The organism is Trueperella bonasi, from assembly GCF_030811535.1.
GTDB lineage: Bacteria > Actinomycetota > Actinomycetes > Actinomycetales > Actinomycetaceae > Trueperella > Trueperella bonasi.
Genome location: NZ_JAUSQX010000001.1, coordinates 1,223,966 through 1,246,349, shown reverse-complemented (window position 1 = coordinate 1,246,349; position 22,384 = coordinate 1,223,966). Strand labels below are relative to the sequence as shown.

The 22,384-nt window shown below is 55.4% G+C and carries 25 protein-coding genes; 7 read left to right on the top strand and 18 right to left on the bottom strand.

The window, feature by feature from the left end; translation table 11 throughout:
* Positions 1–15: 15 nt before the first annotated feature.
* From J2S70_RS05795 to tpx, 3 genes are read right to left on the bottom strand one after another with little or no spacing between them, the layout of a single operon-like run.
* Entirely contained in the window at positions 16–1,176 is a 1,161-nt protein-coding gene (locus J2S70_RS05795; protein WP_307682791.1) for an RtcB family protein, read from the bottom strand.
* Between the two features lie 33 nt (positions 1,177–1,209).
* Positions 1,210–2,079 (bottom strand): patatin-like phospholipase family protein, encoded by an 870-nt coding sequence (locus J2S70_RS05790; RefSeq protein ID WP_307682790.1) that lies wholly within the window; start codon positions 2,077–2,079, stop codon positions 1,210–1,212.
* Between the two features lie 42 nt (positions 2,080–2,121).
* On the bottom strand, positions 2,122–2,619 hold the full coding sequence (gene tpx, locus J2S70_RS05785; protein WP_307682789.1) for a thiol peroxidase: 498 nt from the start codon (positions 2,617–2,619) through the stop codon (positions 2,122–2,124).
* A gap of 163 nt (positions 2,620–2,782) precedes the next feature.
* Here tpx and J2S70_RS05780 point away from each other — a divergent pair, with 163 nt between their 5' ends.
* Positions 2,783–3,265 carry a phage holin family protein gene (locus tag J2S70_RS05780; RefSeq protein ID WP_307682788.1) on the top strand — a complete coding sequence of 161 codons (483 nt, stop codon included), beginning with the start codon at positions 2,783–2,785 and terminating at the stop codon, positions 3,263–3,265.
* The gene (locus tag J2S70_RS05775; RefSeq protein ID WP_307682787.1) at positions 3,265–3,591 is read left to right on the top strand and encodes a DUF3618 domain-containing protein; all 327 of its coding nucleotides are present in this window, start codon (positions 3,265–3,267) and stop codon (positions 3,589–3,591) included. The genes J2S70_RS05780 and J2S70_RS05775 overlap by 1 nt, the downstream gene beginning before the upstream one ends.
* 109 nt (positions 3,592–3,700) lie before the next feature.
* On the opposite strand, the gene J2S70_RS05770 is transcribed toward J2S70_RS05775, so the two are convergent.
* Positions 3,701–3,892, bottom strand: a complete 192-nt coding sequence (locus J2S70_RS05770) for a BldC family transcriptional regulator (protein WP_307682786.1) — start codon at positions 3,890–3,892, stop codon at positions 3,701–3,703.
* Positions 3,893–4,335: 443 nt separating this feature from the next.
* Between J2S70_RS05770 and J2S70_RS05765 the strand changes: the two genes are divergently transcribed.
* On the top strand, positions 4,336–4,563 hold the full coding sequence (locus tag J2S70_RS05765) for a DUF3073 domain-containing protein (protein WP_307682785.1): 228 nt from the start codon (positions 4,336–4,338) through the stop codon (positions 4,561–4,563).
* A gap of 13 nt (positions 4,564–4,576) precedes the next feature.
* On the opposite strand, the gene J2S70_RS05760 is transcribed toward J2S70_RS05765, so the two are convergent.
* The 6 genes from J2S70_RS05760 to J2S70_RS05735 all read right to left on the bottom strand — a co-directional run bounded on the left by J2S70_RS05760 (position 4,577) and on the right by J2S70_RS05735 (position 10,630).
* The gene (locus J2S70_RS05760) at positions 4,577–5,155 is read right to left on the bottom strand and encodes a hypothetical protein (protein ID WP_307682784.1); all 579 of its coding nucleotides are present in this window, start codon (positions 5,153–5,155) and stop codon (positions 4,577–4,579) included.
* A 164-nt stretch (positions 5,156–5,319) separates the two neighbouring features.
* The gene (locus J2S70_RS05755) at positions 5,320–5,712 is read right to left on the bottom strand and encodes a sterol carrier family protein (RefSeq protein WP_307682783.1); all 393 of its coding nucleotides are present in this window, start codon (positions 5,710–5,712) and stop codon (positions 5,320–5,322) included.
* Positions 5,713–5,716: 4 nt separating this feature from the next.
* A complete protein-coding gene (locus tag J2S70_RS05750) occupies positions 5,717–6,058 on the bottom strand; it encodes a hypothetical protein (protein ID WP_307682782.1) in 342 nt (113 codons plus the stop codon).
* Between the two features lie 127 nt (positions 6,059–6,185).
* Positions 6,186–7,523 (bottom strand): NADP-specific glutamate dehydrogenase, encoded by a 1,338-nt coding sequence (gene gdhA, locus J2S70_RS05745; protein WP_307682781.1) that lies wholly within the window; start codon positions 7,521–7,523, stop codon positions 6,186–6,188.
* A 132-nt stretch (positions 7,524–7,655) separates the two neighbouring features.
* Positions 7,656–8,534 carry a phosphoribosylaminoimidazolesuccinocarboxamide synthase gene (locus J2S70_RS05740; RefSeq protein ID WP_307682780.1) on the bottom strand — a complete coding sequence of 293 codons (879 nt, stop codon included), beginning with the start codon at positions 8,532–8,534 and terminating at the stop codon, positions 7,656–7,658.
* A gap of 227 nt (positions 8,535–8,761) precedes the next feature.
* A complete protein-coding gene (locus J2S70_RS05735; RefSeq protein ID WP_307682779.1) occupies positions 8,762–10,630 on the bottom strand; it encodes a phosphoenolpyruvate carboxykinase (GTP) in 1,869 nt (622 codons plus the stop codon).
* A 258-nt stretch (positions 10,631–10,888) separates the two neighbouring features.
* Here J2S70_RS05735 and J2S70_RS05730 point away from each other — a divergent pair, with 258 nt between their 5' ends.
* A complete protein-coding gene (locus tag J2S70_RS05730) occupies positions 10,889–12,106 on the top strand; it encodes a hypothetical protein (protein WP_307682778.1) in 1,218 nt (405 codons plus the stop codon).
* Positions 12,107–12,298: 192 nt separating this feature from the next.
* On the opposite strand, the gene J2S70_RS05725 is transcribed toward J2S70_RS05730, so the two are convergent.
* The gene (locus J2S70_RS05725; protein WP_307682777.1) at positions 12,299–13,585 is read right to left on the bottom strand and encodes an adenylosuccinate synthase; all 1,287 of its coding nucleotides are present in this window, start codon (positions 13,583–13,585) and stop codon (positions 12,299–12,301) included.
* Positions 13,586–13,809: 224 nt separating this feature from the next.
* On the opposite strand from J2S70_RS05725, the gene J2S70_RS05720 reads away from it, so the two are divergent.
* Positions 13,810–14,328 (top strand): hypothetical protein, encoded by a 519-nt coding sequence (locus tag J2S70_RS05720; RefSeq protein ID WP_307682776.1) that lies wholly within the window; start codon positions 13,810–13,812, stop codon positions 14,326–14,328.
* Positions 14,329–14,564: 236 nt separating this feature from the next.
* Here J2S70_RS05720 and fbaA read toward each other — a convergent pair whose 3' ends face one another.
* Positions 14,565–15,587: a class II fructose-bisphosphate aldolase gene (gene fbaA / locus J2S70_RS05715; protein WP_307682775.1), complete on the bottom strand. Its 1,023-nt coding sequence runs from the start codon at positions 15,585–15,587 to the stop codon at positions 14,565–14,567.
* A 145-nt stretch (positions 15,588–15,732) separates the two neighbouring features.
* On the opposite strand from fbaA, the gene J2S70_RS05710 reads away from it, so the two are divergent.
* A complete protein-coding gene (locus J2S70_RS05710; protein WP_307682774.1) occupies positions 15,733–16,566 on the top strand; it encodes a Sir2 family NAD-dependent protein deacetylase in 834 nt (277 codons plus the stop codon).
* Positions 16,567–16,620: 54 nt separating this feature from the next.
* On the opposite strand, the gene J2S70_RS05705 is transcribed toward J2S70_RS05710, so the two are convergent.
* The 5 genes from J2S70_RS05705 to J2S70_RS05685 form a co-directional block, all read right to left on the bottom strand.
* Entirely contained in the window at positions 16,621–17,073 is a 453-nt protein-coding gene (locus tag J2S70_RS05705) for a (deoxy)nucleoside triphosphate pyrophosphohydrolase (protein ID WP_307682773.1), read from the bottom strand.
* A gap of 4 nt (positions 17,074–17,077) precedes the next feature.
* On the bottom strand, positions 17,078–17,761 hold the full coding sequence (locus J2S70_RS05700; RefSeq protein WP_307682772.1) for a TrmH family RNA methyltransferase: 684 nt from the start codon (positions 17,759–17,761) through the stop codon (positions 17,078–17,080).
* Positions 17,762–17,773: 12 nt separating this feature from the next.
* Positions 17,774–18,517, bottom strand: coding sequence for a hypothetical protein (locus J2S70_RS05695; protein WP_307682771.1), 744 nt, complete (start codon positions 18,515–18,517; stop codon positions 17,774–17,776).
* A 170-nt stretch (positions 18,518–18,687) separates the two neighbouring features.
* Complete coding sequence (locus J2S70_RS05690) at positions 18,688–19,458, bottom strand: hypothetical protein (protein WP_307682770.1); 771 nt, start codon at positions 19,456–19,458, stop codon at positions 18,688–18,690.
* A 304-nt stretch (positions 19,459–19,762) separates the two neighbouring features.
* Positions 19,763–20,530, bottom strand: a complete 768-nt coding sequence (locus J2S70_RS05685) for an SDR family NAD(P)-dependent oxidoreductase (RefSeq protein WP_307682769.1) — start codon at positions 20,528–20,530, stop codon at positions 19,763–19,765.
* A 55-nt stretch (positions 20,531–20,585) separates the two neighbouring features.
* Between J2S70_RS05685 and J2S70_RS05680 the strand changes: the two genes are divergently transcribed.
* Positions 20,586–21,395: an exodeoxyribonuclease III gene (locus J2S70_RS05680; protein ID WP_307682768.1), complete on the top strand. Its 810-nt coding sequence runs from the start codon at positions 20,586–20,588 to the stop codon at positions 21,393–21,395.
* Positions 21,396–21,446: 51 nt separating this feature from the next.
* Here J2S70_RS05680 and J2S70_RS05675 read toward each other — a convergent pair whose 3' ends face one another.
* A complete protein-coding gene (locus J2S70_RS05675; protein ID WP_307682767.1) occupies positions 21,447–22,298 on the bottom strand; it encodes a serine hydrolase domain-containing protein in 852 nt (283 codons plus the stop codon).
* Positions 22,299–22,384 lie beyond the last annotated feature (86 nt).

Genomic DNA, 22,384 nt, shown 5'->3' with positions numbered 1-22,384 from the left:
GGATAGCTACAGTCACTACGTGCCCTTCACGTTCACAATCTGGCGCAGTTTGTGCAATGTTCGCACCAGCGGGGCAGCATCTTCCATGACCTGATCGATATCCTTATAGGCGTCAGGAATCTCATCCACCCAGGCTTTTCCAGGCCGATATACGATCCCCTTCATCCGTCTGTCTAAATCATGTTCGGTAAACCGTCGTTTGGCCTCGTTGCGTGAGTAGCGCCTTCCCGCGCCGTGCGGGGCCGAGCGCAGGCCGTCGTCGTTGCCCAAACCTTCAACCACGTACGACGCCGTACCCATCGAACCCGGGATAAGACCCTTGACTCCCGCGTCTGCTCGGATTGCACCCTTGCGCGTCAGCCACACGTCTTTTCCTCCGTGTCGTTCTTCGACGGTGTAGTTATGGTGGCAGTTAATGCGCTCTTCCTCACGCACCTGGCGGCCCACAAATTCACCGAGCCTGGCCGAAAACCGGTCTATCATTTCTTCCCGGTTCAGCCACGCAAAGCGTTGGGCCCACTCGAGATCGCGCATATAGACGGCAAAGCTTTCCGTGCCCTGTTCCAGATAGGCAAGGTCGCGATGTTCAAGCTCGATGCCATTCATCCCGCAATAATTTTGGGCCTCCCAGATATGTTTTTTAGCGATTTTATTGCCCACCCCGCGCGATCCGGAATGTAGAAACATCCATACGGCTTCCGATTCGTCTAAGCACAGTTCAATGAAGTGATTGCCGCCGCCAAGCGAGCCCAATTGCATGTGCCACTTCGGGGAGTGGGATAAATCGACGTCGTTGTCTTTCGCTAACGCTTCCAGCTCCGCTATGCGTTCCTTGGCGGACTGCCCAGCGACTTTCCTGTTGTAATTTCCGGGCGAAAGCGGAATCGAATCCACGATCGCATCACGTAGGCGGCGCAAGTCCTTGCCTGCAAGATCCGCTGCACTAAATTGCGTGCGCACGCCGATCATTCCGCAGCCGATATCTACGCCGACGGCGGCTGGCAAAACCGCGCCCACCGTCCCAAACACCGTTCCTACCGATGAGCCCAAGCCGAAGTGCGCGTCCGGCATGAGGGCCACGTGCGGATATACAAACGGTAAACGCGCTACCATGCGCGCCTGTTCCAGGGTCTGTTCATCAATCTGGGAGGCGAAATTTTTGAGTTCTACAGCCATGTGGGCTCCAACGCTACCGGTCTACACCAAGTACTATATCCCCAAGAAATCGCGCAAGCTCGGTAATTGCTCCAAGATTTGCAGGCGGCCACGATTATAGTTTCGCCGCAGGCGGCTGACGTTGCGTTCCTGGTTACTGACCATCATGTGCCGGGGCCAAAACACCCATGCTTTTCCCGCTGATTCGAGCTCGCGTATGCGCTCTCGTGCGGTATTGTAGTTGCGCCATCTGTCATTGGCCGCTTGCGCCACCAGCGGTAAGTCCGGAAGCAAGCGTTCGAGAATTCGAGGGTTACGCGGAGGGCGTTTAACATAATCTCGCGACCTGGTAAGCACGACAATATAGCGTTCACAACCCGCTTCTTCCGCAGCGTCAAGTGGAATTCCGCCGGAGCTTCCGAGGGCGCCGTCGACGTGGAGTTCGCCGCGGATTTCGATAGGTGGCATGATGACGGGCATGGTCGACGACGCTCGAACGGCTCGCATGAGCTTGTCCGGCTCATCGAGTTCCGCTTTGGTCCAGTATTGGGTGCTGCCGGTCACCGAGTTAAACGAACCGATCCGCACGTCAGCCGGGTTAGTACGATAGGTCTGAAAGTTGTACGGGAGCGGACCGTCGTCGACCGTGGCTTCCTCGTAGATGTACCGCGCGTTGAATAGGCCTTTTCCCTCAGCGAATGAACGTAGGTTGCCAAATTTTGGATCGCCGGCGAATTCAACGAATCCGCTGCGTGCACGCTCTCGTTCACGCGAAAGAAAATTAGCGGCGTGTGTAGCGCCCGCCGATATTCCTGCAACCAGTGGAAAGTTCACGCCGAGGTCGAGGAGTGTTTGCACGACGGGCGCGGTATAACTCGCGCGCATCCCTCCGCCTTCGAGAACGAGGGCGGTATCTTCAATCATTCGGAGTGTCATCGGATGTGCGAGTTCTCGCCTAGCGTTGGTCTAGCTCAGTGCGGCCTTTGCTCCTTCATAGTTTGGCTCAGTGCGCCCTTCGGGTACCTGTTCGGTGTACGTCACCTTTCCGTTTTCGTCGATGATGACGACGGCGCGGGAGAGCAGGCCGCTCAGTGGACCATCAATCATCAAGACCTCGTAGTCCTGTGGAAATGAGGAGCGAAAAGCAGATCCGGTAACGACGTTTTCAATTCCTTCTGCCGCACAGAACCTGTCGTGCGCGAAGGGAAGATCCATCGAGACAGCTATCACCACGGTGTTATCGAACTGTTCGCCAAGTTTGTTGAATTCGCGCACCGACTGCGCGCAAATGCCCGTATCTAACGACGGAAAGATATTAAGCACGATCCGCTTGCCAACGAAGTCGGAGAGCTTAACCTCACCGAGGTCTGCGCCCGTCAAAGTAAATTCGGGCGCTTGAGTTCCGACCGCGGGCAGGTCTCCCAAAGTGGTAACCGGGTTTCCATCAAATGTAATTTTCGCCATGGAATTACGGTAACGGCGTTAGCTGCGAAGCTAAAGTCTCTCACGCAGTCAGCATAATGTATCTACATTTGGCCAAATTCCTGCAAAAGTCGAAAGATGACGCGTTTCCATGACAAACTAGTTACATGTATTTGGGCATCTGTGCTCGCATAAAGGAGAACACGTGACTAATAGAAATACGAACGCCGCGCCGGATCGGCCCGCTCCGACCGACCATGCGCCGGAAGGGCCCACTTCGCTTGCCGGGCAAGGCCCGATAGCACCTGAGAGCGGCCAGTCCATTGGCGAGCTCATCGCTAAAGTAACCGCGCAATTTTCCGCGCTCGTGCGGGATGAGATTTCCTATACGAAATTACAGGCAACATCCAAAGTTAAAAAGCTGGGCATCGGCGGGGTGCTTCTTGCCGTCGCGGGCATCCTCGCGCTGTATCTGCTCGGTTTATTGCTCATCGCGGCCGCTTTCGCATTTGCGCAAATCATGCCGGTGTGGGCAGGATTCCTGGTCGTTTCCGGAATCTTGCTCCTCATCATCCTTATCCTTGCATTTGTTGGTCTTGGCCGGATGAAGGCTGCCCAAAAGCACAAGATCAACCCGGGCGCCGGCATCCAAAAGAATGTTGACGCGGTGAAGAAGGGACTGAACTAGTGACTAACGCACGCCACAAAAAGGCTGTTGATTACGAAGCGCCCAAGGGTGTTCCAGATAACCGCTCGGCCGAAGAAATCGAAAAAGATATGCAGCGCGTCCGCGATGAGATGACTGAGACGGTCAATGAGATCGCCGCCAAGTTACATCCCGACACGCTCAAGGATCAGGCTAAGGCTTTTGCCAAGGAGAAGACCGACGAAGGCAAGACCAAGGCACGCAATCTTGCCGAAGACGCGAAAGCTGGAGATATACCCGCAATCGCGATGATTGCTACAGCTGCCGTGGCTGTTGCCACTTTCGTCCTACGGAAAATCTTCAAGTAAATCTTCGACTAGCTGAAGATCTCTCATACAAGAAAAGGTTGGCGGGCTGTGGAAAACCACAGCCCGCCAACCTTTTTCTGTTTCTGGCCCCACCGGGCCAACAGTTTGCTTAGTTATTCGTCTCCTGCGATTGCTGAATAGTCGCCAGCACGTCCTTGCGCGGGAAACGTCGATGACCTCCGAGCGTACGCACTGAGGGTAGTTTCCCACTATCAGCCCAGCGAGCGACCGTCTTCGGATCCACGCGGAACAAGGCTGCAACCTCGGCGGGGGTCATCAAATCGTTTTCTTCAATATTCATATTCTTAATTTCATCCTCGCATTAACGAGATCCTCCACGGCGAAACGGAGTCACGATGCGGAAAATCTCTGATTCTGGCTTGGCAAGGGCGGTTGCCAGCCGCATACTTTCAAGGCTCAGCAAGGTCCACTAAGCCAAGATCATTAACGTTTACAGTACCGTATCTTCAGTTGATTCAGCCAATCTACCTACTTGTCACGAGAGTGACATTTTCCCAATCGTAACCCGTAAATTCGCGCATTCGCGCAGACCTTCCGGGGTAGTAGACGGAGGGAACGGGCGCTGCGGTAATTCTTTTAGCGTAACTATCCACATTGCCCGCCCTCCACGTGGAGTTTTAGACCCGATTCGGGGTAAGGTATGAGCACGAACCAATTAAGAAAATAAGCAAGAGCCGCACTCAGTGCCTGCTCCAAGACAAGTTGAGGGGGGTCGAGCCAACTATGGGGCGCGGCCGTCAAAGAGCCAAACAGCGTAAAGTCGCACGTAATCTTAAGTATTTCAGCCCAGAGACTGACTACGAGGCGCTCCAGCGGGAGCTTTCGGGCAAGGCTGAATCGAAAGACGAAGCAGACGACTACGAAAGCTGGGATGAATATGACCCAGATTCATACGAAATCCCTCCAGCAACAGATGAATGGGATGAGGACGACTGGTCGCCTCGCCGCTAACACAAGTTATAGGTTAGACAAGCTCGAAGTGAACGTCGAGATTTTCATCAACGCTCACGAACCGCACCCGCACGCGCTCACCAACCGGAACATATTCCGCGTTGACAACGACCTCCAGCGCCGGATCAAAAACGGAAACCAATCCTCGCTCCCCCGGCCCATCATTGGACTTAAGCCGATCGACGATTACCCCATCGAATTCTTCACCTTCGCGGCCCTGTAAGGTGAGCGCCTCAACTGCCTCGATAGCACGATTTTCAAGCGTATTCGCAATTCTTATCCCGTTGCTCATCACTTTCGGTAGCTGTGGGAGCGCTTCGAGCACCCAGGCCGGAATCGAAATGCCAGCCACCAAACACCTGCACACCTCAAGTCCATACCTGTCAACCAAGCGCCGCAACGGAGCAGTCACATGCGCATAAGGTGCAGCTATCGCATTGTGGACCAGCTCCTCTTGCGGTTTAACTCCAGCGGGAAGGGCAAGGTAGCCTGCACCCCTAAATAAAGTTACTGCTTCGTGCATGAACGCGAGCGCAGCGGGATCCTTCGATTTCAGCGATCTGACGAAAAGATAGTCGAAAACCGTGCTCATCGCGTTCAACACGCTGCTCGGGAAGATCGAGTGAAACACCCCCACGCTCAACTTCCAACGCCTCCCGAAGCCTCAGTTTTCTCTGCAAGGGCCGTGATCGTCGAATTCATCGTCTCAATACTGACGATATTCGGATTGATAAAGCGCTGGCGCACAAGAATAGCCTATCGGGATTTACCACGGGCTCGCCCGGGTTTATCACCCGTCAGCTGCCCGGTGTCAAAGAGGGGAAAGTATTGCGATAGGTCTGCGCGCGTACCGGAGTAGGTGATCGATGAACTCTCTACCTCTTTGCCAACAGCGAGGCACAGCAAGGTATCGCCACCCAACTCCACAACATTTGCCGGTGTGCCACGAGTGTGAACCGGGCCTGCAATCGCTTGGACCGCCCCGATCCACGGTACCCGGATTTCGACGCTACGCCCCGGGTGACGTGAACCAAATTCTTCCAGCACAAACCGCACCGCTAAACGGTGTTCGGCATCGGATAGCACGCTTCCATCGGCGAAGGAACGCACTAGCTCCATCCCCTGCCCCGGGTCGATACGGCGTCTCATGATGTCAGTCTAGTCCAGCTGTCATAAACGCTGAGGGTGGGCCCGCGCGGATAGCGCTACAGCCCACCCTCAGCGTCGTGAGTAAGTTGATGTGCGACATGTTCTGCCAGCCGTAACCAATCTTTTCCGTACCCGACATACCCTGCGGGCTCACGATGTATTCGATCGTCGATTCTTGTTCGGCTTCCTCAGAGCTCACGGTCTGCTCGGCTGTGCTTTCAGTCGCCGAGTCTGCCGCCGGGCCTGTTGTAGCCATTGCGGGAGCTGCAAGGCCTGCAGTTCCAAGCAGTACTGCCGCCGCAAGGTTCACCGAGGAGCTCAAGCGTTTACGCGAAGGCTGCGTCATCACGGATGTCCTTTCATGGTGACATCACATGCCCGACCACGCTATTCCCGGCGAGTTAATCGCCTCGCTAAGGTCAAGGAAACGGGAAGATAACGCAATGGATCGTCAAGCCCGTTGCATTGGTAGTTTAAATTACGCCCTGCTGAATCATCGCATCTGCAACTTTCATAAACCCTGCAGCATTTGCGCCCACCAGGTAATTCCCCGGATCATCCAGCTCTTCCGCAGTTCTCAAACACGTATCATGGATATTACGCATGACAGCTTCCAGCTTGTCTTCGACGACGTCGAAAGACCAACCTTGAAGTGAGGCGTTCTGCTGCATTTCCAAGGCGGATGTAGCCACACCTCCCGCGTTGGCCGCTTTTCCGGGTGCATAAAGGATACGGGAATTTTGCGCGACCTCGACAGCCCCCGGAGTTAGCGGCATATTTGCGCCTTCCGCGATAAGCTGGAGCCCGTTGGCGTTCATCGCCCGCACATCGTTCGCATCAATCTCGTTCTGAGTTGCGCATGGAAGCGCCAAATCCGCCTCAATATCCCAAACTTTTCGGTTCTTACGGAATTCGGCATTGGGCCGCTCAGCCGCATAGTGCTCAACCCTTCCGCGGCGCACTTCCTTAATTTCTTTCAGCAGTTCGACGTCGATTCCATCCGGATCGTAAACCGCGCCGCCAGAATCTGAAATGGACACCGCTTTACCGCCCCGCTGGTGCAACTTTTCGATCGCGTAAGTTGCCACATTTCCAGAGCCCGAAATGATGGCCGTCTTACCCGCGATGGAATCGCCGCGCTGTGCCAGCATGTTGTCAGCGAACATCACGAGCCCGTATCCGGTCGCTTCCCGGCGTCCGAGCGAGCCACCCCAGCCCACTCCCTTACCGGTGAGCACCCCCGCTTCATTTCGATTGGCAATCCGCTTATATTGGCCGAACAGGTAACCTATCTCACGTGCACCGACACCGATATCACCAGCCGGGACGTCGACGTCGGCGCCTATATGCCGCGAAAGCTCCATCATGAAGGCCTGGCAAAAACGCATCACCTCGTCGTCAGACTTACCGTGTGGGTTGAAATCTGAACCACCCTTGCCGCCACCAAGACCCTGCCCGGTGAGCGCATTCTTAAAAATTTGCTCAAATCCGAGGAACTTGATCACGGACAGCGTCACGGACGGATGGAAGCGTAGACCACCCTTGTACGGCCCTAGCGTGGAGTTGAATTGGATACGATATCCGCGGTTGACCCGCACAACATTGTTGTCATCCTGCCAAGCGACGCGGAACATGATTTGGCGTTCAGGTTCAATGATGCGCTCAAGAATCCCGGCGTCTTGATAGTCCTGGCGACTCAACAACAGCGTTTCCAGGCTTTCGATAACCTCGCGCACTGCCTGCTGAAATTCTGGCTGGGTCGGATTGCGTTTGAGTGCTTCTTCGTAAACGGCCTCGAGGCGAGCATCCATAGGAACTCCTTAACAGGATTCTTTACCAGCCTTATGGCCGGACGCACCAACAATAATTTATTGGCCCAACCACGCTCAAATTCTGGGCTCCCCACTTACTTCACCGGGGCAGAGGACGGCTCAAAATCGCCACTATCGACCAAAAATCACGGACTCAACATGCCGATATCTGCTACCGGCCTCTTCAAGAACCTGCTCCGGCACATTCAGCTGCGAGCTAGTGCCAGAAACCCAGGCGAGCACCTCGTCCCCAATCGCCTCACGAACATAGTCCTTACCAAAAGTTCGAGGATTGCCTTTTTCAGCCTCCTCGGAAATCCAATAGGTGGCCGAATCGGGAGTGAACGCCTGGTCGGCAAATACGAACTCGTCGTCACCATAATCGCTCGAAGAGCCAAATTCCAACTTGGCATCGGCGATCGTCAGCCCTTTCGGCGCAACAATCTCATTGGCAGCACGGTACAGTTCGATCGATATCTCACGCAGACGTTCCGCAACCTGGGAACCAAGAATCTGCCCCATGTGTTCGAAGCTGATCGGCTCGTCGTCGGAATCCACCTCCGCTTTAATCGCGGGGCAGAAAATCGGTTCCGGAAGGCGATCACCCACCCGTAAACCAGCAGGCAGGGGCGCACCCTGGAACTCTCCGCTCGCCTCGTAACTCGCATAAACGGGCCGCGTCATATATCCAATAACCGTGCATTCAATCGGGTACATCCGCAACCTTCGCACAACTACCGCCCGCTCTTTGAGCGGCGGCGGAACGTCGTCGGAGAAGTAATGGTTATTGGCCACATCGGCCAACTGTTCAAACCACCACTTCGAGATTGCATTTACAACCGCGCCCTTGCCCGGCACCGCGATTGGAAGAACCCTATCGAGCACGCTGACCCGATCGGTCGCCACCAGCATGAGCACTTCGATTCCTGAATGCGCCAACGCATGGATCGGGGCATATACATCATGCACTTTACCGGCATAGACGCGAGACCAGTTCGGAATAGATACCAACTCAAGCTCCTCACATCCTCGGCAATGTGGACTCTCTAATTATATGCCAGCTCAGGCCGTTGGCCGTCAGCTCTCCGCTTATTCCGCGCCACTCAGTTGCTGGTCCAGCGGCATCGGTGCCGCGAGCGGGGTCGGCGCCGCAAGGAAGCTCGGCGCGCTGGTAAAACGAGTGGAGGGGAAGCCCAAGCTTCCCCTCCACTCAGATATGCGCCTTATGTGCACATGCCTTAGGCCTTAGCAGCCTGAATCCGCTCGCGGAACTTCTCGAGCTGCTCGGTCATCTCCTTCGGGAGCTTGTCTCCAAACTGAGCGAAGTACTCTTCCGTCGAATCGATTTCAGCCGCCCACGAGTCCGGATCGGTCGCAAACAGCTCATCCCAGACTTCATCGGTGACTTCATCAAGACCATCAAGGTTGAAGTCTTCCTTGTATGGGTAGTTACCCGTCATGCCTTCGATCGCGTCAACTTCACCGGCAACGCGGCGGATAACCCAGTCGAGCACGCGCGAGTTTTCACCGAAGCCCGGCCACAGGAAGTTACCTTCGTCATCGCGGCGGAACCAGTTGACCTGGAAGATCTGCGGGAACTTGTCTCCAACCTTTTCCTGCATCTCAAGCCAGTGGCCCCAGTAGTCCGCCATGTTGTATCCACAGAACGGAAGCATTGCGAACGGATCATGGCGTAGCGATCCAGCCTTGACGTCCGTCGCAGCCGCGGTGACTTCCGAAGCCACCGAAGCGCCAATAAACACGCCGTGTGCAGGCTCCTTCTGCTCTGCAACAAGTGGAACGTTGGTTGCACGGCGGCCGCCGAACAGGATCGCATCGATCGGCACACCCTCGGGGGCTTCCCAATCAGGGCAGATGATCGGGCACTGCGAAGCTGGAACCGTGAAACGCGAGTTCGGATGAGCCGCAAGCTCACCGGACTCGGGCGTCCAGTCATTTCCGTGCCAGTCGATGAGGTGATCCGGCGTTTCGCCGTCGATGCCTTCCCACCACACGTCGCCGTCGTCGGTCAACGCAACATTGGTGAAGATCGAGTTCGCACGAGCGGTATCCATCGCCATCGGGTTCGTCTTGTAAGACGTACCCGGAGCAACGCCGAAGAAACCAGCCTCTGGGTTGATCGCATACAGGCGGCCATCTGGGCCTGGCCGCAGCCAAGCGATATCGTCGCCGATCGTCTCAACCTTCCAGCCCGGAATGGTGGGCTGCAGCATGGCCAGATTCGTCTTGCCACATGCAGACGGGAACGCCGCGGTGACGTGGTACTGCTTGCCCGTCTCTTCGTTCGTGAAACGAAGAATAAGCATGTGCTCGGCCATCCAGCCGTCGCGCTTAGCCATCGTGGAAGCAATACGCAAGGCGTAGCACTTCTTACCCAGCAAAGCGTTACCGCCATAGCCGGAGCCGTAAGACCAAATCTCGTTGGTTTCCGGGAAGTGCGTAATATACTTCTCGTCATTGCATGGCCAGGTCACGTCTTCACGTTCGTTACCATCGGCATCGATCAGCGGGTAGCCCACCGAGTGGACGGCCGGCACCCAGACTTGGCCTTCGCCAATAAGCTTCAGCGCTTCGGCGCCCATGCGGGTCATGATTCGCATATTGACGACGACGTAGGGCGAGTCAGTCAGTTCAATACCGAGCTGCGAGATCGGGCCACCGAGAGGTCCCATCGAGAACGGAATAACGTACATCGTACGGCCTGCCATGGAGCCGCGGAATACGCCGTCGTCACCAATCAGGGTTTCCTTCATTTCCTTGGGATCGGCCCAGTTGTTGGTCGGCCCTGCATCCTCTTCCTTTTCCGAACAGATGTAGGTGCGCGACTCAACACGCGCCACGTCTGACGGGAGCGAGCGTGCCAAGAACGAATTCGGGCGCTTTTCCTCATTGAGGCGGGTGAACGTACCGCTCTCAACCATCTCATCAGTGAGACGCTTCCACTCTTCTTCTGAGCCATCTACCCAGTAGATGTCTTTCGGCGTCGTAATATTGGCAACCTCGGTTACCCACTCGACGAGGTCGTTCGGCGCAAATTCCGGCGCGCCGCTACGGACATCCTCAACATTGAACGCTTTTTCTGTCATCGCATTTCCTCCTAGAGACTGGCGATGTTTGGATTATTTCCAACCCCTATTATTCTTAAAGGAAACGTGAATTTCTTGGGACTATCGGGCATTGCGCAATCAGCATAACCACCCTGAGGAACCGAGGGCGTCCTACGGATGTATGAAGAATTATTCTGAACTATGAGACACTTCAAAGACACCACACCGTATTAAGATGTAATTCACCTGGGGATGGCAGGATGGTTCCCACCACCAGACAATACGAAAAGGTAACACATGAGCATGACAACTTCTCGCAAGAAGCTCCTTGCACTCACACTCCTTGCCCCACTGGCATTAACAGTCTCAGCATGCGAATCTGACAACGTATTTTCTGTGACAGAGGACGGCGCGGGCTCCCTCGTCATGGAGATCCGAGACACCCAAGGACTACTCGAAATGGGCGGCCTAAAATCGTGCGATGAATTCGTCGGAGACGTCCCCGATGCCGCTGACTTCACGGTCGAAGACATCTCGTCAGGCAACCAGCTGGGCTGCAGGATAAGCACCGAGTCTGGCATTTCTATAGTTGACGGTAAAACGCTGAAAGAAACAGATTCGACCTACATCTTTGAGCTCGATTCGGGCGAAACCGACGATATGCTTTCCACGGACCAGATGGAGCTGTTCTCATCGATGGGCTTCAATTTTACATTTACCGTCGAAATGCCGGGCGACATCATTAGGGCCGAAGGCGCCAACATCGACGGTAACCGTGCAACCTACACCGATTTTACTCAGCTTTCTTCGGGAATCTTGGTTGAAGGCAATAAAAGCCCGGGTGGCGGTGGCACGATTACGGATGCCCCTCCCACCGACGATCCCACCGAACCCGTAGAGGACGAGCCCACGACAACCGGTGGCGAGACCACCGATCCGGTTGGCGAAGATCCAGCTGAAGCTGAAGGCGATGAAGGAGGTATCCCCAGTTGGGTATGGATCGTCATCGCGGTTGTTGCCGTCGCGGCCATCGGTGGCATCGTATTCGCCGTCACTCGAAAGAAAGATGGCGGCCATGATGGATTTGGTGGCCCGGGCGGCTACCCGGGTGGACCACAGCAAGGTGGCCCCGGCTACGGCCAGCCAGGATCTGGCCAGCCCAGCTACGGTCAGCAGCCATACGGCCAGCCAACCCAGCAGTATGGGCCCGGCCAATCGGCTTCCGGTCAGCAGCCATACGGCCAGCCAACCCAGCAGTTTGCCCCCGGTCAGCAACAGTACGGTAGCGCCGGCCATCCAGAGCCTCGCAATCCCGGCGGCTACGCACAGGCGCCAAACGTGCCGCAATCTGGCGGCCCCCAGCACTCCTATGGTCAAGGTGGAGCTCAAGGTGGGTACTACGGCGGCGAACAAGGTGCACCAAATACCTCAAGCTTCAGCCGCGGCGGCGCCGAGGGTGGGCTAAACCAGACAGGCGAAATGCCGAAGTCTGACGGCAATAACCCGAACAGTTAGGGATCTGCCCTAACTGAGCACCTTTCGAAAATCGAGCGGGGGAGGGTCAGTACACATTAAGTGTGCTGACCCTCCCCTATTTTTCAGAGCACTCTCTAAATAGACCTTCCAGTTTTCGCTAGTGGGCTAGAGCGATGACACGTGCGGCGATTAAACGAACAGCCGCCGGCTGGAAAATTCGCAACGAAAAGACTAGCTATTCAGCGAGTGGCGGACGATCGTCTGATTTCGTTCCGGCCCCACGCCGATCGATGAAATTCTGCAACCTGATAGCTCTTCGAGCCGCAGCACGTATTTTTGCGCATTCTCCGGGAGATCCGCAAAGTCACGACACTGCGATATATCCTCGCTCCATCCCGGCAGGTATTCATAAATCGGTTCAGCATGATGCATATCGGACTGATTTTCTGGCATGTCTTCCACTCGCCCGTTATCAATGCGATAAGCAACACAGACCGGGATCTGCTCAATCCCGGTCAGCACGTCGAGTTTCGTCAAAACGATATCCGTCAACGAATTCACGCGAGAGGCAAAACGTGCCACCACAGCGTCATACCATCCAGTACGACGAGGGCGTCCGGTGGTCGTCCCATACTCGCCGCCGTTTTCTCTTAACCAATCCCCTTCATCACCGAGCTGTTCGGTGGGAAATGGCCCCTCGCCAACGCGAGTTACATAAGCTTTGGCAACACCCACCACGCGGTCGATCCGCCGCGGGCCAACTCCCGATCCCGTGCACGCGCCGGCCGCCGTCGCCGATGATGACGTGACAAATGGGTACGTGCCGTGATCGATATCGAGCATGACAGCCTGACCGCCTTCGAAGACGACCGTCTCTCCCTTATCGAGCGCATGATTCAACGTGGCGGACACGTTGATCACCATGGGAGCCACCTGCTCGGCGTAAGAAAGAAGCTCATTGGTCACCTCATCCACATCGAACGGATCTTCACCGTGAATGTGCTGGAGCTCAGGGTTCTTCCGGTGTAAAGCCCCTTCGACTTTCTGCCGCAAAATTGACGGATCGAAGAGGTCCTGGATTCGAATTCCGATCCTGTTCATCTTGTCGGCATAAGTTGGACCAATTCCTCGGCCGGTGGTACCGATCTTGCGTTTTCCGAGCAGGCGTTCATTGGCGGAGTCCAACTTTTTATTGTAAGGCGGGATGATATGCGCCGAGGCTGAAATACGTAGCTGCGAGGTATCCACACCTCTCGATTCGAGTTGTGCGATTTCTTCACATAGCACTTCAAGATCAACGACGACGCCGTTGCCAATCACGGCCGTACATCCCGGTGTTAAAATTCCGGCGGGCAATAGATGCAAAGCGAAAGATTCTTCGCCAACCACGACGGTGTGGCCGGCGTTATTTCCTCCGTTGAATTTCACAACGTAATCGACTTCGGTGCCAAGCTGATCTGATGCTTTGCCTTTTCCTTCGTCTCCCCATTGGGCTCCGACGATGACAATTGCTGGCATGGCTAATTCCTTGCTAGATGGTACTCGCGGGGGTGTCCAACGAGCAGGATAATTGTAGTCCCGTATCGGAATGCGGGCAATTATTTCTTACTCTCTGAGAAGATTTCTCTTAGATAAAGGTACCCCTTAGGTTTGACGACGTGAGTCTCATCGCTTGATACTCTGCATGTGAATGATAAATTGCCAAGACCGAGTTCGCTCTCCAGACATTAAAGGAGCTCATGATGCCTGATAGTTCTCATAAAGTCGGCTATCAGTTGGCGCAAACTGCAAACACGATCGTCTACTATGCGTTGCCTGACATCGTTCGCTCAAACGCATTGCGTAAATTACTCCGAACCGGCATCATTGGCGCAATGGCCTATAACGAATTCCAATTCTGGCCACTTGAACCAACGATGAAGATTTCTGCCGACGATCCACAAGACGATTTCAATGGCGCAGATTACGAAGAGTTCGCGAATAACCTCGATGAAGAAGTTAACTTTACTCAAGGCCCAGCATTAAAGTTAGTAAAACGAATGTCTGAGAATCCGGCGCTGGCAGCTGCGCTAACTACGATGGCCGGCGCTGGCGCAATCGCCACAATAATATCTGCAGAACGTGCGATCCTGCGTCGCGGTGAACGCAAGCGAGCAGCTGGTGACCGATTCGCCCACCTCAAGCAGGGATTGGTTCTCGGGGCTTTGACCCATATAGTCGTCAGAATCATTGACACCTTTGACGCCAATCACGAGGACTAATAACACCCTCCCCGCGCCACTAATATTGTTCCCGCGAGGCTTTACTTGCCAATACAAGGTGTCGCCGAAGCCATCTAAGAGTCGCGGGAAGATGAGAAGGTCCGTGCGGATGGAGGCTACAAGATAGAAAAGCTCCCCGGAAGTTAGACCAGTTGGTACCTACTTCCGGGGAGCACGTCATTTTGGGAGCGGTCAAGCCCTTCGAGTTCCGGTGAGCTACCAGAACTCTCCGCTAGTTACTTCAGCTTCTTGCCTGCCGAGCCCAGCTGCTGAGCGGCCTCAACAACACGCTCCGCCATGCCCGCTTCTGCCTTCTTGCCCCATGTACGAGGGTCGTACATCTTCTTGTTGCCAACTTCGCCGTCGATCTTCAACACGCCGTCGTAGTTTTCGAACATGTGGGAAACAACCGGGCGGGTGAACGCGTACTGGGTGTCAGTATCGATGTTCATCTTGATGACGCCGTGGCCAACCGCTGTCGCGATTTCTTCTGCCGACGAGCCTGAACCTCCGTGGAAGACCAGGTCGAACGGCTTTTCCTTGCCGTATTTCTCGCCAACGGCAGTCTGAATCTCACCGAGTAGTTCCGGACGAAGCTTGACGGCACCAGGCTTGTACACACCGTGAACATTACCGAAGGTTAGCGCCGTAATGTACCGGCCTTTTTCGCCAAGGCCAAGTGCTTCAACGGTGGCCATGCCGTCCTCGACGGTGGTGTAGAGCTTTTCGTTAATTTCGTGGGCGACGCCGTCTTCTTCGCCTCCGACGACGCCAATTTCGATCTCGAGGATCTGCTTGGCTTGGTTCGTCAGGTCTAGAAGTTCTTGAGCAACCTCAAGATTCTTTTCAAGGCTCACAGCCGATCCGTCCCACATGTGCGACTGGAAAATCGGTTCGCGGCCAGCCTTAACCTCGGCGATAGACGCTTCGATAAGAGGGCGAATCCACGAGTCGATGTTTTCATAGGCGCAGTGGTCTGTGTGTAGCGCGATCGTCACCGGATAGTTCTTTGCAACTTCACGTGCGAAAGCAGCCAGGGCGAGTGAACCTGCGACGCGATCCTTAACCGTAGAACCGGACAGGTACTCTGCACCACCAACTGAAACCTGGATGATGCCGTCAGACTCTGCGTCGGCCAAGCCTTGCAAAGCTGCGATGAGTGTTTGGGATGAGGTGACGTTAAACGCCGGGTATGCGAAGCCTTCTGCCTTCGCGCGATCGATCATCTCGTTGTATACCTCGGGTGTTGCGATACCCATGCTGCTCCTTTACTAGTCAAAACTTTTCGCAATCATTATCTCACGTTTGCCGCATTCGGCCTAGGCAGTTTCTCCCACAGCCGTCTTGGCCTTGAAATCTAGGCGCGCGATGTTCAGCCATTAGGATGTTAGGCGAGGTGGTCACATGGTGATTTCGGATTCGATCGAAGCAGCGCAAGCACTTGCTGAACTTATGGATGGCAGGAAAACACTAGCCATAACAGGCGCGGGCATCTCCACAGATTCCGGCCTGCCCGATTACCGTGGGAAGGGTTCAACGGAAAAGCCATCGATTGAGTACGACATGTTTGTGGCCGATCCGGTGTGGCAACGCTGGGTTTGGCAGCGCAATCATGAAACCTGGCGGGTCTTCGAGTCACTCGAGCCGTCGGGAGGGCACATCGCTCTCGCCCGATTTGAGTCAGCCGGCCTAATCTCGGGGGTTGCCACTCAAAACATCGATGGCCTGCACACGAAAGCTGGCTCCCACAAAGTATGGGAGCTCCACGGCTCATTTGCGCGCGTTCGCTGTCTCGATTGTGATCGGGTGATTGCCCGCGAAGAATACGCAGTGGACTTGGATGAGCTCAACCCCGGCTGGCCTCAATATGATCGTGATCCGGCCGTGCTCGCCACGGCCGATCGGCCTGAAGCCGAGGCTTCCAACTTCAGGGTGGCGCCGTGTTCCGAGTGCGGCGGACTGATGAAGCCTGCTGTCGTATTCTTCGGCGAGGGGCTCCCGAGTCAAGACATGGAAGCGGCTATGGAAGCAGCCAGCGAGGCGGACGTTGCGCTGGTCGTGGGTAGCTCGCTAGTGGTCAATACCGGCATGTGGATTACTCGGCAAGCATGGGGAACCGGATCACCACTTGCAATTATCAACCATGGCCCAACGGCAGCCGATGGCATCGTTGACCTTCGGATCGATGCCGGAGCGTCGGAAACCCTCACAGCCCTCGCTGATTTACTCCTGGGCTGACATTTGGGGGATGATTCCAGCACGATCTTCGTATATGTGAAGATCGGTTCCAAATCATCCCTCAAATGTTCTCAAAAGTACCTCAACGATCGGCACATCAGCCGGTGCCCACTGCACCGACTGCAGATGTTCAGGTGCCAACCACCGAATTTGGGCGTGTTCGGTGAGCTTCGGGGTCGCGCCGGCCGGAATCTCGCACATGTACCCATCAAGGAGCACCGTGCCAAACGAATAATCGTAGGTTCCCCTCGCTACAAACTCGCCGACCTCCACGTCAAGCTTTAGTTCCTCGCGTAGTTCTCTGACTAATGCCTCTTCAGGCGTTTCACCCGGCTCAATTTTGCCGCCGGGAAATTCCCAATAGCCGGCCATGGAAGAACCCGGACCACGCTGGGCTGCAAGGATTTTTCCGTCGCGCACAAAGATGGCACCCACGACGTGGATGCTTTTGGGCGTCCTTTTCGCGCCCTCGTGCCCCGAGCAGCCTTCACTGTTTCGCCCCTGCATCACATCACCTATCCGGTGCTGGAGGGCGATGTTGGCGCACCCATTCGTGCTGGGCGATCGCGGCAGCGGCGGCCACATTCAGGGAACGGGTCGATCCGAATTGCGGGATATACACCGCCATCGGACACACATGGCGCAGTTCCGAGGATATTCCGGTCGATTCTTGGCCGAACACTAAAATTGATCGCTCGGGCAACGCCACGTTTTCTATCGCGCGGGTCTGGCCGGTATTGTCGACGGCTACGAGCGTGTATCCGTGTTCCTGCGCCCATTCGGCCAGCCCTGTCGGTTCGGCGTGATGGTGGATGTTCAAATAGCGGTCAGTCACAAGAGCCCCGCGCTTGTTCCACTTTCTCCGTCCAACGATATGTACCCCGCCCACATTAAACGCGTTGCCCGTTCGCACGATCGAACCGATATTGAGGTCATGTTCGAGGTTTTCGATTGCTACGTGTAAGGCGGAGCGATCTTTTTCCAATTCGGCATGGATAGCTTCAACGGTCCAATACCGAAATTGGTCGGTCACATTGCGCCTGTCGCCATTGTCGAGCAACTCGGGATCGAAGCGCGGGTCGCTCGGTCTGGGCACGTCTGGGTATTCCTGTTCCCACGGCCCGACCCCAACTATCCCGCCGATCTTTTCTCCGTTGCCCCACTCGTTGAATCCGTGTGGATCGTTCTCATTCACAGTGCAATTCTTTCATACGTCCAAATTTTGGCCGAGCGCTTCGCCACCATTCCACAGGCGCGGAGCGAGGTCGCGAAGCAACTGCGGCACCTCTTCGCCGAGCCGCGGCCGCATATACTGCCCGGTGTCAACATCGGGGCAGTATTTTCGCACCCCTTGATCGTCGACGACGAGCGAGCCTCCGGCTTCTCCCAGCGGTCCGTCTAAGTGTGCTCGCACAACTTGAAAACGCCTTGCGAACACGGTGCCAGACTCGGCTTCCACGTGATCCCCGACGTGGATCAATCGCATCACGCTATCCGGTAGGCAAACGTGCACCACGACATGGTCTGCGCCGAACGTTTCAATCGCAACCTCACCAACAGCAAGCGCGCGCGGCTTATCTTTGTGATGCCGGGCGAGCATGTCGGCGAGCAGAACGGCCACTTGCGAGCCGTGGCCGAGGGTCGGGCCAGCAATCCACGTTTCGGTGTCGAGCACATAACGCATGATGAGTTCGCTGCCATCTTCAAAGGGTTCGAGCCGAAAAGCCGCGTCAAATTGGGTAAGCCCATCCGCGTTGGTGTAACAGGTGAAAATAAAGCCTTCACCCGTATCCACATTGGGCTGGCCGATACGCAATATCTCCTCGGTAAACAGCGGCTCGGCCCACATGTGGAAAGCACGATTATCGAAATTGAACGTAAAAGTGCCGGGCGGAACAGTATCGAGGTACCACTCAGGATGAACGGGCCACGAGGTGAAATACGACAGCATCGGCACTCCTTTTGGCCGATTCTATCTGTCAGTGATCTCCCGGGGTAAGGGATACGTGTTTCAGCTAGTAGACAATCACACTCTTGCCTAAAGTCCTTTTTAAGGACACCATACTATAAGGGTCCGCTTCAAAGCTAGGATTTCTTTGCATATTGGGCCTACCGTCCAACTTATTTCCACGCCCACTGCACACAACTAAGAACCACCCCTACGTTAGTTCCCAAAGCTCCAGCCGTACAGTAAGCACAGGAAAATGGCACGAATGTACATGCGAGCCCACACACTGAGGCCGCTATCGTGATGGCAACCCAGCTAATTCCTTGTTCTGAAATACACCTTCTAAAGTCATTCCAAGATAGGCCGGTTGGCGAATAGCCGTTTCCATGTTTGTCATTCACCTGACCTAATACGTACTGCCAATAGGTGACCTGATCTGACACAACGTGTTCACCATTCACCCACATGGTATAACTAGCCCCAAGGTAGCCCGCCGTATAACTGCTCTTCAACTCGAGCGTGTCCGTGAGCAATTCACCGGTAAACACATAGGAAACGTGATTGACCGGCTCAAGATCTTTATGTGGCGAGGAAGTTGGAACGGCGACTACCGTTACCCCGTCAAGTTGCGTAACCGTTGCTCTTGAAAAATCCTGAATCTGCCCACCCTGCGTCACATAGCCTTCCGACTGAGCGATCGAAATATAGTCGACCTCTTCCAGTTGACTTTGAACTGTGGTGATTCCAGTCGGCGGCCGTATGGAGCACTGACCCATCGCCGCCGACGTGAAATCTGTGTAGCTATTGCTCGCGACATGTCCGCTCGGTAACAGCACATGGGAAACAGCTGTTGACGGCGCAATGTTCACAAACGTCAAAGATAGCGCTACTAAGAAAATTGACAATAGTTGCCAACCCTGACTCCATGCTCCTTCATATTTCATTACGAGTTCCTCCGATCATTCTCGCTCGAGATATACAAGCCCAAAGATAACGCCCAAAGAAATACTGCCACTACCACTAAAAACACGGCATAGTCGCGAAAAATGATGGTCGAGATTAACAACAGTGACGCAACACCCCAAGCAATAAATGAAAGACGGCGCTTCGAGAGAACATGTTGGTGCATTCGTCCACCCCTCCCAACCAAGGTACGTCGGAGCCACGCAAGCACACATGTAAGCTACCGCTCCTGAGATCTAGGTTACATATTTTCGTATCATTCCACAAGGCTTCAATTCCGAGATGTCACCCATTGCGCCCGGAAAGGCCCGGGCCCGCGATTTTGCGAACAAGGGCCCGGGGAGCGAACTTCGCGAGCGCCGATGCCGCTTTGTATAAACGCGTTGGGGTGACGATCACCCGGCCACGACGCGCGGCCGTGAGCGCCTCGTCTACAACTTGCCGCGGCTGCGCGAAAACGAAATCCGGCCACTGCGAGGAATCAACTTCTGAGCGCTCGTGGAACTCAGTCCGAATGAGTCCGGGGGTCACAACTGTTGCGGTCACGCCGGTACCTGCCAGCTCGGCGGCAAGCCCTTCGGTGAAGGTGCGCGCCCACGCCTTGTGTGCGGAATAGGTGCCCTGCGCGGTAAGTGCCGTCATTGATGAGACGTTGATGATCGATCCGAATCCGCGTCCGCGCATCGCGGGCGCCGCGGCGTGGCAAAGCACCAAGACGGCACGAACCATCACGTTCAACCCTTCGAGTTCACGCTCAAGTGTTCCGCCCACGAAGTCTTGCCCGAGCCCAAAGCCGGCGTTATTGACGAGTAGCGTTACGGGATCGTCAGTAGCCCGCAATCTGCTCGCCACACGCGCAAGGTCCGTTTCGTTACCAAGATCCGCAGCGAGCACCTCGATGTTCACACCGGTGGGTGCAAGTTCAGCTGCGAGCTCCTCAAGCCGATCTGCGCTGCGGGCAACGAGCACGACGTCGTTCCCTTCGGCTGCCAGTGTGCGCGCGAATTCGCGGCCCAAGCCCGCGCTGGCTCCGGTTATGAGTGCTCTCGACATGCTCTAAGGTTAGCGCACCGCGCCCCCGCCGCTCAGCTTCGCTAGGGTAGTGGGCATGAAGATTGCGACCTGGAATATTAATTCGATTCGTGCCCGCACAAACCGCGCCATCGACGTCCTACAACGCCATGACCTCGACGTTCTCACACTGCAGGAAATCAAATGCAAACCCGAACAGTTCCCGATCGAGCAGTTCACGGATCTTGGATACGAGGTCGCAATCGAGGGGCACAACCAGTGGAACGGGGTCGCTATTGCCTCGCGTGTTGGACTAGACAACGTGAAAAATAGCTTTGCAGGTCAGCCCGGTTTCACCAAGGGCATTCCGGATGGGCCAGAACGTTTCATCGGCGGGGATCCGGAGGCGCGAGCGATCGGTGCGACCACGGGAAATATCGAGGTGTGGAGCCTGTACGTGCCGAACGGGCGGGCCATCGATGACCCCCACTATCACTACAAGCTGGCCTGGCTCGCCGCGTTGAAAGAACGTGCCGAAGCACGCCTTGCCGAGGACCCCGACGTCCTCATCGCCCTTACTGGCGATTGGAACGTCATTCCTACCGACGCTGATATTTGGGATGTGAACGGCACCGGTGGCCTGTATTTAACCCAAGCCGAACGGGACGCCTTTTTCGCTTTCGGGGATGCAGGCTTCACGGAAGTTACCCGAAAGTACGCCACAAACTATACCTTTTGGGACTATCAACAGCTACGCTTCCCGAAAAACGAGGGCATGCGCATTGATTTCGTTTACGCTTCCCCGGCGCTTGCAGCTCGGGTGACTGGCGCGCAGATTGACCGCGACGAACGCAAGGGTAAGGGGGCGTCAGATCATGTGCCCGTGATCGTTGAGTTCGAGCTCTAGGGTGCACGATTCGATCTGGAGCGCGCACGACCCGCAGGAAAATTCAGGCTCTCAAGGCAGGATCGAGTTTAGGATATCCATTTGCCCGCTTGGTTCGGGGTCGATCTGAATCATTGCATCGGTCAAGGCGGGCCAATGCTGGATGTGTTCCTTGTTGAAGTTTTGAACACCGAGGAATGCCCCGCCTTTGCCCTTGGATAGGTCCATGTAAAAGAAGGATCCTGACATACCAAAGTGCCCGACGACGTGGTTCGAGAATTCGTGCCCGGTCCAGTGCGGTTCTAGCGGGTTTCGGATCGAAAATCCGAGCCCCCACGGATTGTTTTGCTGGCGTCCGTATCCGGGCGTCACTCCGGGTATTCCCGCGAATTGGGACTGGAATGCTTTTTCAGCCAGATCACGCGGGATAAGCGTTGGTTTTAGGACTTCCCGGCCAAAGGGCACCAAGCATCTAGCGCAACCGGTTCCGGCGTGCGCGATCGAACCAACAATTCGTACAGATTCCATGCCAAGCGGATCAAGCACTTCGCGTTCGACCCAATCTTGAATCGAGACGTCCAGATACTTTTCTGCTTCTTGCCCCATCACGTCAAAACCGTAGTTGGAGTAGATTCGCCGCCGCCCGGGCATGGCAAGCGGATCGCCTTCCTCGGGTGGCAATCCAGAGGCGTGCGCGAGCAAATGCCTAAAGGTGGATCCCGGTGGACCGGCCGGCGTATCCAAGTCGAACTTGCCCTTGGCTATTGCCACAAGAATTCCCCAAGCAGCAATCGGCTTAGTGACGGATTTGTACTGATAAATCTTTTCAACATCACCCACCTCGAGCATGATGTTGTTGGCATCAAAAGCCACGTATGCGCGTTCGAACGCGAACTTATCTTCCGGTAGGGGTTCAGTGATCATGAGCCAACTCTTACACATTAGGCTCTTCTTTGGGCATGTAAGTGCCGTGCAATTTTTGGCGCATTTAGCCTCGTTCGCCAAATCCG

Excerpts from the sequence above, each read along its gene's own strand:
- J2S70_RS05685 (WP_307682769.1), bottom strand. The coding sequence starts at position 20,530 with ATGTCGAGAGCACTCATAACCGGAGCCAGCGCGGGCTTGGGCCGCGAA.
- J2S70_RS05795 (WP_307682791.1), bottom strand. The coding sequence starts at position 1,176 with ATGGCTGTAGAACTCAAAAATTTCGCCTCCCAGATTGATGAACAGACC.
- J2S70_RS05750 (WP_307682782.1), bottom strand. The coding sequence starts at position 6,058 with ATGACGCAGCCTTCGCGTAAACGCTTGAGCTCCTCGGTGAACCTTGCG.
- fbaA (WP_307682775.1), bottom strand. The coding sequence starts at position 15,587 with ATGGGTATCGCAACACCCGAGGTATACAACGAGATGATCGATCGCGCG.
- J2S70_RS05705 (WP_307682773.1), bottom strand. The coding sequence starts at position 17,073 with ATGCAGGGGCGAAACAGTGAAGGCTGCTCGGGGCACGAGGGCGCGAAA.
- J2S70_RS05725 (WP_307682777.1), bottom strand. The coding sequence starts at position 13,585 with ATGCCAGCAATTGTCATCGTCGGAGCCCAATGGGGAGACGAAGGAAAA.
- J2S70_RS05710 (WP_307682774.1), top strand. The coding sequence starts at position 15,733 with ATGGTGATTTCGGATTCGATCGAAGCAGCGCAAGCACTTGCTGAACTT.
- gdhA (WP_307682781.1), bottom strand. The coding sequence starts at position 7,523 with ATGGATGCTCGCCTCGAGGCCGTTTACGAAGAAGCACTCAAACGCAAT.
- J2S70_RS05755 (WP_307682783.1), bottom strand. The coding sequence starts at position 5,712 with ATGAGACGCCGTATCGACCCGGGGCAGGGGATGGAGCTAGTGCGTTCC.
- J2S70_RS05720 (WP_307682776.1), top strand. The coding sequence starts at position 13,810 with ATGCCTGATAGTTCTCATAAAGTCGGCTATCAGTTGGCGCAAACTGCA.
- J2S70_RS05680 (WP_307682768.1), top strand. The coding sequence starts at position 20,586 with ATGAAGATTGCGACCTGGAATATTAATTCGATTCGTGCCCGCACAAAC.
- J2S70_RS05790 (WP_307682790.1), bottom strand. The coding sequence starts at position 2,079 with ATGATTGAAGATACCGCCCTCGTTCTCGAAGGCGGAGGGATGCGCGCG.
- J2S70_RS05690 (WP_307682770.1), bottom strand. The coding sequence starts at position 19,458 with ATGAAATATGAAGGAGCATGGAGTCAGGGTTGGCAACTATTGTCAATT.
- J2S70_RS05770 (WP_307682786.1), bottom strand. The coding sequence starts at position 3,892 with ATGAATATTGAAGAAAACGATTTGATGACCCCCGCCGAGGTTGCAGCC.
- J2S70_RS05675 (WP_307682767.1), bottom strand. The coding sequence starts at position 22,298 with ATGATCACTGAACCCCTACCGGAAGATAAGTTCGCGTTCGAACGCGCA.
- J2S70_RS05695 (WP_307682771.1), bottom strand. The coding sequence starts at position 18,517 with ATGCTGTCGTATTTCACCTCGTGGCCCGTTCATCCTGAGTGGTACCTC.
- J2S70_RS05765 (WP_307682785.1), top strand. The coding sequence starts at position 4,336 with ATGGGGCGCGGCCGTCAAAGAGCCAAACAGCGTAAAGTCGCACGTAAT.
- J2S70_RS05735 (WP_307682779.1), bottom strand. The coding sequence starts at position 10,630 with ATGACAGAAAAAGCGTTCAATGTTGAGGATGTCCGTAGCGGCGCGCCG.
- J2S70_RS05760 (WP_307682784.1), bottom strand. The coding sequence starts at position 5,155 with ATGAGCACGGTTTTCGACTATCTTTTCGTCAGATCGCTGAAATCGAAG.
- tpx (WP_307682789.1), bottom strand. The coding sequence starts at position 2,619 with ATGGCGAAAATTACATTTGATGGAAACCCGGTTACCACTTTGGGAGAC.
- J2S70_RS05730 (WP_307682778.1), top strand. The coding sequence starts at position 10,889 with ATGAGCATGACAACTTCTCGCAAGAAGCTCCTTGCACTCACACTCCTT.